Below are 9,935 nucleotides of genomic sequence, written 5' to 3' on the forward strand. Positions count from 1 at the left end.
GTCATGCGCACGCTCGCCGACCCGACGCGGCGCGCCGTCTTCGAGCGGATCATCCGGTCCGAAGAGATCAGTGTTGCCGAACTGACCCACGGCAGCGGCGTGACGCAGTCGGCCATCTCGCAGCATCTGCGTTCGCTGAAGCTGGCCGGGCTGGTCGCCGATCGCGCGCAGGGCCGAAACGTGTTCTATCGCGCCGAGCGCAAGGGGCTCGCGCCGCTCGTCGACTGGATGAGCCACTACGGCGTCTTCTGGCGCGAGCGATTCGCCGACCTCCGAACCCTCCTGAAGGAAATCGACCCATGAACGACGCCGCCTTGCACGCCGACACGCAGCAAATCGTGGTCGACGACGTCTTCCCGCATGCGCCCGAGACGATCTGGAAGCTGCTGACCACCGGCGAACTGATCGGCCGCTGGCTGATGGCGCCGACGGGCTTCGAGCCGGTGCAGGGCAAGCACTTCACCTTCCAGACGACCTCGGCCGGCGCCTGGGACGGTGTCATCCACTGTCAGGTGCTGGAGGTGACGCCGAACGAACGCCTCGTCTATGCCTGGAAGGGCGGACACGAGGGGAATGTCGGCTACGGCGCGCCGCTCGACACGGTCGTCACCTGGACGCTCTCCAGGGTCGAAGGCGGAACGCGCCTTCGCCTCGTGCACGCCGGCTTCGTCACGCCGAAGAACGACTCTGCCTTCAAGACCATGAGCGGCGGCTGGAGGACGGTCGTCAAACGCATCGGCACGCTGGCCGACGACCCGACTGACCACGGTTCGACAGGAGCGAAGACATGAACAAGGCTTACACCGGTGGATGCGCCTGCGGTGCGATCCGTTTCGAGATTGCCGGCGAACCGCTGGTGTCGAACGACTGCCAATGCCGCGATTGCCAGCGCATGAGCGGCACCGGGCACGGGTCCTATCTGACCTTCCAGCGCAAGGACGTGAAACACAGCGGCGACGCGAAACTCTGGGACATGGTCGGCGACAGCGGCAACGTGAAGACCCGTGCCTTCTGCCCCGCCTGCGGTTCGCCGGTGTCCATGACGTTCGCGGCCATGCCGGATGTCTTCACCGTCCACGCCGCCAGCCTCGACGATCCGAGCCGATTCAAGCCGCAGATGGTGACCTACCGCGTGCGCGGCCACGCGTGGGACCGCCTCGATCCAGACCTGCCCTCATTCGACAAGATGCCGCCGAGGTGAACTGTCGGGCGCCGCCGCGCGCCGCGCCAGGTCGCCACCTTCAATGCGTCGACGACAGCGCCATCGCGACCGCAGCGCTACCCGACGCGATCAGCCCGAGCGCCCACACGACATCCAGATCGAGCCAGGCGGCGCGCAGCGCACGCAGGCCGAGGTAGCGGTAGACGACCCATGCGGCGCCGAGCCCCGACGCGATCATCGCCGCGGTGTGCACCAGCGAGACCGTCACCGCAGTGCCCACGCCCTGGCGCATCAGCCCCATCGCGGCTTCGTGACCGAAGCCGCTCGTCGCAGCCGCCGGGTCCGCCGGCGTCTCGCACAGCCCCATCAGCAGCGGCAGCAGCATGAACGCGGCGCCGTGCGCAGTGGCCATCAGGAACGACCAGAGCGCCAGCTGCGTCGGCCGGACACGCGCGAGCCAGCGCGGATGGCGCCGCAGCAACAGCCGCGACACGCCGAACAGCAGCACCAGCGCGCCGGCGCCGACGCGAATCTCGCGGCCCCACGCCAGCATCCAGGTGAGCAGCGCGAACGGCACGAGCACCAGCGCCATCGCCAGCAGGTGGCCGACACCCAGCGGCAGCCACGTGGCAAACACCGCGGCGTCGCGCTTCTCGCCCAGGCCGTTGGCCACCGCCAGCGGCCAGCCCATCGCCGGGTTCAGCCCGTGGTAGATGCCGATCGCCACGACGCCGGTCCACAGCGTCGTGGCAGTGAACATGTCAAGCCGAGGGGTAGCAGAACGAATCGGTCGAGCAATCGCCGCCTTGCAGGCGGATCTGATGCGCGCCGTAGTCTGCGCCGAAGTCGACGACGAACTTCCCGTCGAGCGTGATGCCGCCGGCGTCACCGACATGGCACATCACCTGCCGGCCCGGCACGCCGGCGGGATAGAACTGCGCGTCCCAGCGGCTGTAGAGCGAGTTGGTGAAGTACACGCGCTTGCCATCGCGACTGATCTCGGTCATCTGCGGCCCGCCGCCGAACGCGGTGCCGTTCGGGTGCGGGGTGCGCCGCGCGATGCCGCCGATGTGCACGCTGCCGGCCAGGCGCGGCTTCAGCGGGTCGGCCACGTCGTACTGCCGCAGCTCGCCGGTGCCCCAGCAGGCCACGTAGAGAAAGCGATCGTCCAGCGACAGGTCGATGTCGCTGATCAGCGGTGGGACGGCGCCGAAGCCCTTCAGCAGCGGCGGGAGCAGCGCTACGTCGGCCGGTTCGGGCGGGATCACCGCCGTCTTCGTCGCATGGAACTTGCTGCCTTCGCGGTACCAGGTCCAGATCGAGCCTTCGAGATTGGTCGTGTCGACGACCACGCCGAGAAAGCCGTATTCGCGCGTCGGGTCGTGTGCGGGGCGGATCTCCAGCGCCATCTGGTGGTTCGCGCCGAGGTCGATGGTCTGCAGGTGGCGGCGCCCGCGCAGGTCCCAGAAATGCAGCTGGTGCCCGTACTTGTTGGCCAGCAGGTCCTCGGCGTTGATGCCGTTCTCGAACTGCGGCGGCAGGCCCCATTCGCTCGAGACCATGTAGTCGCGCGGCAGGTTCCACCAGAAGTCGTAGTGCAGCTTCTGCGGCCCGCGCTCGATCTCCCACTTGCCGAGGATCTCGAAGCTCTCGCAGTCCATCAGGAACACGCCGGGCGGGCCTTGCGTGCCGTCGGCACCGGCGCCACCGAGCGTGCTGATGTAGATGCCTTCGGGCCCGCAGTGCACGGTGTGCGGGCGCGAATAACCGGTCTTGCGCACGACCTCCTCGGGCTCGATCACGCGTGCGATCGTCGGCCGGGTCGGGTCGGGCTGCGTGTCGACGACGTAGATGCGCGACGAGCGGATGCCCGGGATGATCAGGTAGCGCCGCTTCAGGAACGCGTGGCCGGACATCGGCGACAGCGCCGAGCTGCAGGCGTTCCAGCCGAAGTGGTGGAACTCGTCGCCGCGATGCGGCATGTCGAGCCGGTGCAGCACGGTGCCGTAGCTGCGCGAGGCCGGGTCGACGTCGACCACGGCCAGCGCATCGGGGCGAGAGGCGTCGGGCGACAGCAGCGCGGTGTAGGCAATGCGCTCGGGTTCGGCTTCCATCGCCAGGCGCGGCGACGGGTGGAAGGTGGGATCGGTACGCAGCGATTCGAGCATGGCGGCTCCTGCAGGGTTGGGAGGCGACCGGCCGTTCACCAGGGTCCGGGCGTCTGGCGCCACGGCCTGATCACCCGACAGTTTGCGCCGCGGTGCGCGGCACGAAACCCCTAGACCCTTGCCTCGGATCGGACGCTGTCGGCCCCGGCGGCCCCGGCGGCTCGGGGCTGGGCGCTGCGGGATTGTCAGACCGCCCAAGAGCGCGTAAGTTGACTTTCAAGCAGTGGCCGGACCCCTGGGCCGGATCGAGTCTCGAGAGGCAAGGGCGCCAAGGGCGTCAATGGAGGAGACCAACATGACGCAGTTGCAACAGGCAATGGTCGACGAGCTGAAGGCGCAGCTCCAGGGCAATGTGCTGCTTCCGGGCGATGCAGACTACGACGAGGTGCGCCAGATCTGGAACGCCATGGTTGATCGCCGGCCCGCCCTGATCGCGCGCTGCGCTTCGTCGGACGACGTCGTCCAGGCGGTCAAGTTCGGGCGCAAGAATGGTCTGCTGGTCTCGATCCGAGGCGGCGGGCACAACATCGCGGGCAATGCCGTCTGCGATGCCGGCCTGATGATCGACCTGTCGCTGATGAAGGGCGTCCAGGTCGACCCGGGCGCCCGCCGTGCGAAGGTGGAGCCCGGATGCACGCTCGCCGACTTCGACGCGGCCGCTCAGGCGCACGGCCTCGCGACACCCCTTGGCATCAACTCGACCACGGGCGTGGCGGGCCTGACGCTCGGCGGCGGCTTCGGCTGGTTGAGCCGCAAGTACGGCATGACGGTCGACAACCTGCTCTCCGCCGAAGTCGTCACGTCGGACGGCACGCAGCTGCGCGCCAGCGAGACAGAAAACGCCGACCTCTTCTGGGGTCTGCGCGGTGGCGGTGGGAACTTCGGTATCGTCACCAGCTTCGAGTTCCAGCTACATCACGTGGGACCGGATGTGCTGAGCGGGTTGATCGCCTTTCCGTTTGACCAGGCGAAGCCGGTGCTGACGCAGTTCGCCCGTTTCACCGAGACGATGCCGGACGATCTCAATGTCTGGATGGTCACCCGCAAGGCACCCCCCCTGCCATTCCTGCCGGTGGACGTCCACGGCAAAGAGATCATCGTGCTCGCCGTGTGTTACGCGGGCGAGCCCACGGCGGGCCAGAAGCTGATCGACACGCTGCGTGGATTCGGCCAGGCGCACGGCGAGCACTTCGGGGTTCAGCCGTACACCGCCTGGCAGCAGGCATTCGATCCGCTGCTGACGCGGGGTGCGCGCAACTATTGGAAGTCGCACAACTTCTCGCGGCTCAGCGACGGCGCGATCGACACCATCATTGCGTATGCCGGCTCGCTGCCGTCGCCTCAGTGCGAGATCTTCATCGGTACGATCGGCGGCCAGACGGCGCGCGTCGCGCCGGACGCGATGGCCTACTCGAGCCGCGACGCCAACTACGTGATGAATGTGCACGGCCGCTGGGAGTCGGCTGCCGAGGACGCGCGCTGCATCGCCTGGGCGCGGGAGTTCTTCGCCAAGTCCCAGCCGTTCGCCAGCGCCGGCGCGTACATCAACTTCTTGACGCAGGAAGAGACCGACCGAATCGAGTTCGCCTACGGGGCGGGGTACCAGCGGCTGGTGGCGCTCAAGAAGAAGTACGACCCGACGAACTTCTTCCGGATGAACCAGAACATCAAGCCCGTCTGAAGGCGCCGGCGTCGCGCCGGCGCCGCATATCATCGCCCGACATTCCGGGAGACGCCATGGTCGAACCGACCATCCGCTTCGACGACGGCGCGAGCTACGAAAACATGATGGGTCGCTGGAGCGCGCTCGTCGGCGAGCGCTTCCTCGACTGGATCGGCGTGCCGAACGGAGCGCGCTGGATTGACGTCGGCTGCGGCAACGGCGCTTTCACCGAGCTGCTGGTCGCACGCTGCAGGCCTTCCGATGTCCAGGCGTTCGACCCGTCGCCGGGGCAGCTGGCCTTCGCACGGAAACGCCTGCCCGCGGGCGCGCCCGTGACCTGGAGCGAGGGCGACGCGATGCGGCTGCCGGTCGCAGACGCGGCCGGCGACGCCGCCGTGATGGCGCTGGTGCTGTTCTTCGTGCCGGAGCCGGCCGTCGGCGTCGCGGAGATGTGTCGCGCGGTGCGCTCCGGTGGCGTCGTGGCCGCTTACCACTGGGACATCCTGGGCGGTGGCTTTCCACTCGCCGCCATCGGTGCCGAGATGCGCGAGCTCGGCACACCGCCGCGCTTGCCGCCCAGCGTCGCGGCGTCGACCCTCGACGCGTCCCGCGCGCTGTGGCAGCAGGCCGGGCTGCGCCAGGTGCGGACCTGCCAGTTCACCGTCCAGCGCCGCTTCGACAGCTTCGATGACTACTGGAACAGTGGTGCGACCAGCAACACGCTTCGACCGATGTTCGACGCCATGACGGCCGACCGCGTCGAGCTGGTGAAGGCCAACGTGCGCCGCCGACTGCAGGCCGGCGACGGCGCGCTGACCGTGAGCGCGCGCGCGAACGCGGTCTGCGGCATCCAGCCCTAGCGCGCTAGCGCATCGCCAGCGCGGCGGCCGCCTCGTCATCCAGGCCCCGGCCCTCCGCGGCCAGCGCGGCGGCGGTCTCGGCACCCAGCTGGGCCTGCACCGCTGCGGCGACCCGATCCAACACGACCTGTTCGTCCAGGTCCGGCGAGTCTGTTCGCGCCGACCTCAGCCGATTCACATGGCCGAGCAGGCGGCCGGCCGATTCGAGCTGCTCCTGTGCCGCGACCAGCGCGAGGATCCAGCGCCAGGCCACGCTGGTGCCGAAGCGCCTCTCCGCGGCCAGCAGTCGGGGCACGAGAGTCCGCGCTTCGGCGAACGCGCCCAGCGGCAGCAGCGCCTCGCCCAGCATGTACAGCGCCCAGAGCAGGTTGGCGTTGTTGTCGCCGTCGGCGGCGTCGATGCGCTGCAGCAGCGACCTGGCGCGTTCGGCGGCTTCGGCGTGGCGGCCGAGGTCGATCAGCGCCGCGCAGACGTTGGTCTCGGCCGCCTGCGCCATGTCGTTCCAGCCCTGTTCGCGCGCGAGCCGCAATTCCTGCTCGCGGCAGGCCAGCAGCGCAGCGTCGTCGCCACGCACGCGCGCGGCTTCGGCCAGGGCCCCCTGCACGCGCAGCGCGGTTCGGGGCGTGGCCACACCCGTCGCCGCCAGCTGCTGCAGTTCGGCACAGGCTTCATCGAGCTCGGGACCGGGCTCGGTGATCGAACGCACCCAGTGCACCAGCGCCGACAGCAGCTCGGCCGCGTTGGCGAGTTGGCGCCACAGCGACACGGCCTGCTTCGCCGCGGGCGTGGCGGTCTTGTCGCGGCGGACGTTGAGCACGTAGGCGAGCATCGACCACCACAGTGCCTGCGCCTGCAGCGGCAAAGCCTGGCCGGACGGCTGATCCATCGTGGGCCGCAGCGACAGCATCCACTCGGTGACCTCCTGGCGCCAGATCGTGAAGCCGATCGCCTGCGCCGCGCGGGCGCTCAGCTGGGCCGCCACCGCCAGGTCGTGGTCGCGTGCCCACAGGAAGGCCTCGCGCACGTTGTCCATCTCGGCCAGGCACTGGGCCTCCGAATCGCCGTGCGCCAGCAGCGCCAGCACCGCCGCAGCATGACGCCGGCGTGTGGAGGGGTTTTCGTCAGCGGCATCCGGGCCCGGCGCCGCCAGCTTCTCGAGCGCATACGCGCGCATCGTCTCGAGCAGCCGGTAGCGTGGCGGGTCGTCGCCGCTGACGCTGACGAGCGAGCGTTCGACGAGCGTGGCCAGGCCGTCGACGATGTCCCAGCGCCCGACGTGCTCGTCTTCGGTGAGGCTCACCGCCAGGTCCAGCGTGAAGCCGCCGGCGAACACGCCCAGGGCGCGGAAGAGGCGCTGCTCCGGCATCCCCAGAAGCCCATAGCTCCAGGCCAGCGCATCCTGCAAGGTGCGGTGGCGCGCCGGCGAATCGCGGCGGCCGCGCGACAGCAGTGCAAAGCGTTCGGCCAGTGCGTCGTGCACGGCACGCAAGCCCATCAGCGGCACGCGCGCGGCGGCCATCTCCAGCGCCAACGGCAGGCCGTCCAGTTGGCGGCACAGGGCGGTCAGCAGGGGCAGCGCTTCGGGGGTGACCTTGAACCGCGCGTCTGCCGCGGCAATGCGGTCGATCAGAAGTGCCAGCGCGCCTTCCTGGCCCGGGCCCCCATCCGTCACGGGCAGCGGTTCGAGGCGCAGCACCGCCTCGCCGTTCACGGCCAGCGGCAGCTGGCTCGTGACCAGCAAGCGCAGCCGGGGCGCGTCCCGCAGTTGCGACGCCGCTTCGGCGCAGCGTTCGATCAGGTGCTCGGCGTTGTCGAGCACGAGCAGCAGCGGCTCGTCCTGCGGCAGCAGGCGAAGCAGCTGCGCCGCAGGGTCGCCGTCGTCCAGCTGCGCACCCAGCGCGCGGGCGATGGCGCCAGCCACCTGGCCGGCCTGCGTCAGCGGTGCCAGGTCGACCCAGGCACTGCGCCCTGGCCAGCGGGTCAACGCGGCCCGCGCCAGGCTGCTCTTGCCCACGCCCGGCATGCCGGTCAGCGTGATGCAGCCGTTGCCGTCGCGGAGCCTGTCTTCGAGGCGGGCCAGGTCGGTGCCGCGGCCGAACAGGCGCTGCGGCGCGGCGGCGCCCGGCGCGGGTGCGCCGGCCGGCTCCCGCACCGGCGCGGCAGCGGGCGCGTCCGGCTCGGCATGCAGCGCGACGCTCAGGCGGTAGCCGCGTCCGGGCACCGTCGCGATGGCGTCTTCGCCGAGCAGCCGACGCAGCGTGTTGACCTGCACGCGCAGGTTGTTCTCCTCGACGACAAGACCGCGCCAGACGATACCCAGCAGTTCGCTCTTGGTCAGAACCTGATGCGGGCGCGCGGCCAGCGCGATCAACAGATCCAGCGCGCGGCCGCCCAGCGTGGCGGGCTGCCCATCCACCAGCAGCCGGTATTCGGCGGGCCGCAATTCGAAGCGGCCACCCGGCCCGAAGCGCAGCGGCCGGGTCGGTGCGTCGATGCCTGCGGTGCCCGTCAACTCGATCCCCTTGGCCGCTGCGGCGGCCGCCCCGAAGGCATCGAGCTTACGGCATCCCGGTTGCGCTCCAGGCCGCCGGTTTAACAACTTTGAATACGACATGCGCGGCAAACATCTGCACACTTCTTCCATCGCCACCGCTTGTCCGTACAGGAGCCCGCCATGACCGAACCCGAAGTCTCCGTGCCGGCCGTGATGCGCAACTACCACGAGGTGCTGCGCAACGACCTGTCGAAGGTGCTGAGCCCTTTGGCCGAAGCCGGCGACGTGGCCGGCTTCTCGACCGCGTGGCAGGCCTACACCGGCGCGATTGCCGTGCACGCGGCCATGGAGGACGGTGTGGAAGGCGCAGGCGGCGGCAGCGCGGCGATGCTGGACCACTACTTCGACGGCGCCGCCGGCGCGGCGGTGTTCAAGGAGGAGCATGTGCAGGAACACGCCATGCAGGCCGCCGTGACCGATGCCATCCCCCGCGGCACCGATGCACTGCGCGCCGCCTTCGAGGCCTACCGCGCGATGGCCGAGGCGCACCTCAAGCACGAGGAGGACATCATGATGCCGCTGGTCGCGCGTCTGCCCGCGCCGAAGGCACCGCTGTTTGCGAGCTGGTGTCTGACGGCCGGTATCGCCCACGGCGGTTTCGACCATTTCGTGACGCACGGCGTCCAGTCGCTGGCCGCCTGGGGCAGCGCCAAGAACACGCCGGTCGGCGCCACGCGCGTGTTCCTGCATTCGCTGAAGACGATCTGCACGCCGGCGCAGTGGAGGCAGTATCTGCCCCTGGCCCGCACTGCGGCGCCGCCGGAAATCTGGGCGGGCGTGCTGGCCGAAGTCCCGAGCCTGGAATCCACGCCTGATCTGGCCGTCTGAACACCCCATTCTGACCCGAGGCAACCACCAACCCATGCCGCGCCGGGCGGGTTGCCTTTCACTTCACCGAGCGCGCGAACCGGAGCCCAACATGTCACTGCGCATCAACGACACCGCCCCCGATTTCGAGGCCGAGACCACCCAGGGCAAGATCAAGTTCCACGACTGGATCGGCGACARCTGGGCGGTWCTGTTCTCGCACCCGAAGGACTTCACGCCGGTGTGCACCACCGAGCTGGGCTACATGGCCAAGATCGAGCCCGAGTTCAGGAAGCGCAACGCCAAGCTGATCGGCCTGAGCGTCGACCCGGTCGGGCGCCACGAAGAGTGGTCGCGCGACATCGAGGAGACGCAAGGCGCGAAGGTCACGTACCCGATGATCGGCGACGCCGATCTGCAGGTCGCCAAGCTCTACAACATGCTGCCGGCCGACGAGGTCGGCGCCGACGGSCGCACCGCGGCCAACAACGCCACCGTGCGCTCGGTCTTCGTGATCGGCCCGGACAAGAAGATCAAGCTGATGCTGACCTACCCGATGACGACCGGGCGCAACTTCGACGAGATCCTGCGCGTGCTCGACTCGATGCAGCTGACCGCGAAGTACAAGGTCGCCACGCCGGTGAACTGGAAGCAGGGCGACGACGTGATCATCACCGCAGCGGTCTCGAACGAAGAGGCCGCGACCTCCTTCCCGGGCTTC

At 69.4% G+C, this 9,935-nt stretch carries 10 protein-coding genes; 7 read left to right on the forward strand and 3 right to left on the reverse strand.

Annotated elements, in window-relative coordinates; all coding sequences use genetic code 11:
- The first annotated feature begins 3 nt into the window (after nt 1-3).
- From AC1DTW_RS26315 to AC1DTW_RS26325, 3 genes are read left to right on the forward strand one after another with little or no spacing between them, the layout of a single operon-like run.
- Nucleotides 4-303: an ArsR/SmtB family transcription factor gene (locus tag AC1DTW_RS26315; RefSeq protein WP_477984658.1), complete on the forward strand. Its 300-nt coding sequence runs from the start codon at nt 4-6 to the stop codon at nt 301-303.
- On the forward strand, nt 300-791 hold the full coding sequence (locus AC1DTW_RS26320; protein WP_477984660.1) for an SRPBCC family protein: 492 nt from the start codon (nt 300-302) through the stop codon (nt 789-791). The genes AC1DTW_RS26315 and AC1DTW_RS26320 overlap by 4 nt, the downstream gene beginning before the upstream one ends.
- A complete protein-coding gene (locus AC1DTW_RS26325; RefSeq protein WP_477984662.1) occupies nt 788-1,201 on the forward strand; it encodes a GFA family protein in 414 nt (137 codons plus the stop codon). The genes AC1DTW_RS26320 and AC1DTW_RS26325 overlap by 4 nt, the downstream gene beginning before the upstream one ends.
- 40 nt (nt 1,202-1,241) lie before the next feature.
- Here AC1DTW_RS26325 and AC1DTW_RS26330 read toward each other — a convergent pair whose 3' ends face one another.
- Together AC1DTW_RS26330 and AC1DTW_RS26335 are read right to left on the reverse strand one after the other, a co-directional pair.
- The gene (locus AC1DTW_RS26330) at nt 1,242-1,922 is read right to left on the reverse strand and encodes a hypothetical protein (protein ID WP_477984664.1); all 681 of its coding nucleotides are present in this window, start codon (nt 1,920-1,922) and stop codon (nt 1,242-1,244) included.
- Between the two features lies 1 nt (nt 1,923).
- Complete coding sequence (locus AC1DTW_RS26335; RefSeq protein WP_477984666.1) at nt 1,924-3,330, reverse strand: selenium-binding protein SBP56-related protein; 1,407 nt, start codon at nt 3,328-3,330, stop codon at nt 1,924-1,926.
- A 295-nt stretch (nt 3,331-3,625) separates the two neighbouring features.
- Between AC1DTW_RS26335 and AC1DTW_RS26340 the strand changes: the two genes are divergently transcribed.
- Complete coding sequence (locus AC1DTW_RS26340) at nt 3,626-5,011, forward strand: FAD-binding oxidoreductase (protein ID WP_477984668.1); 1,386 nt, start codon at nt 3,626-3,628, stop codon at nt 5,009-5,011.
- 56 nt (nt 5,012-5,067) lie between these two features.
- Nucleotides 5,068-5,853 carry a class I SAM-dependent methyltransferase gene (locus tag AC1DTW_RS26345; RefSeq protein WP_477984670.1) on the forward strand — a complete coding sequence of 262 codons (786 nt, stop codon included), beginning with the start codon at nt 5,068-5,070 and terminating at the stop codon, nt 5,851-5,853.
- A 4-nt stretch (nt 5,854-5,857) separates the two neighbouring features.
- On the opposite strand, the gene AC1DTW_RS26350 is transcribed toward AC1DTW_RS26345, so the two are convergent.
- The gene (locus AC1DTW_RS26350) at nt 5,858-8,365 is read right to left on the reverse strand and encodes an ATP-binding protein (RefSeq protein WP_477984672.1); all 2,508 of its coding nucleotides are present in this window, start codon (nt 8,363-8,365) and stop codon (nt 5,858-5,860) included.
- A 162-nt stretch (nt 8,366-8,527) separates the two neighbouring features.
- On the opposite strand from AC1DTW_RS26350, the gene AC1DTW_RS26355 reads away from it, so the two are divergent.
- Together AC1DTW_RS26355 and AC1DTW_RS26360 are read left to right on the forward strand one after the other, a co-directional pair.
- On the forward strand, nt 8,528-9,235 hold the full coding sequence (locus tag AC1DTW_RS26355; RefSeq protein ID WP_477984674.1) for a hemerythrin domain-containing protein: 708 nt from the start codon (nt 8,528-8,530) through the stop codon (nt 9,233-9,235).
- Nucleotides 9,236-9,326: 91 nt separating this feature from the next.
- Nucleotides 9,327-9,935: peroxiredoxin (locus tag AC1DTW_RS26360; protein WP_477984676.1), on the forward strand; the 609-nt coding region annotated here is incomplete at its 3' end.

The sequence above is a fragment of the Rhizobacter sp. P5_A1 genome (genome assembly GCF_056400745.1).

Excerpts from the sequence above, each read along its gene's own strand:
- AC1DTW_RS26315 (WP_477984658.1), top strand. The coding sequence starts at position 4 with ATGCGCACGCTCGCCGACCCGACGCGGCGCGCCGTCTTCGAGCGGATC.
- AC1DTW_RS26320 (WP_477984660.1), top strand. The coding sequence starts at position 300 with ATGAACGACGCCGCCTTGCACGCCGACACGCAGCAAATCGTGGTCGAC.
- AC1DTW_RS26325 (WP_477984662.1), top strand. The coding sequence starts at position 788 with ATGAACAAGGCTTACACCGGTGGATGCGCCTGCGGTGCGATCCGTTTC.
- AC1DTW_RS26330 (WP_477984664.1), bottom strand. The coding sequence starts at position 1,922 with ATGTTCACTGCCACGACGCTGTGGACCGGCGTCGTGGCGATCGGCATC.
- AC1DTW_RS26335 (WP_477984666.1), bottom strand. The coding sequence starts at position 3,330 with ATGCTCGAATCGCTGCGTACCGATCCCACCTTCCACCCGTCGCCGCGC.
- AC1DTW_RS26340 (WP_477984668.1), top strand. The coding sequence starts at position 3,626 with ATGACGCAGTTGCAACAGGCAATGGTCGACGAGCTGAAGGCGCAGCTC.
- AC1DTW_RS26345 (WP_477984670.1), top strand. The coding sequence starts at position 5,068 with ATGGTCGAACCGACCATCCGCTTCGACGACGGCGCGAGCTACGAAAAC.
- AC1DTW_RS26355 (WP_477984674.1), top strand. The coding sequence starts at position 8,528 with ATGACCGAACCCGAAGTCTCCGTGCCGGCCGTGATGCGCAACTACCAC.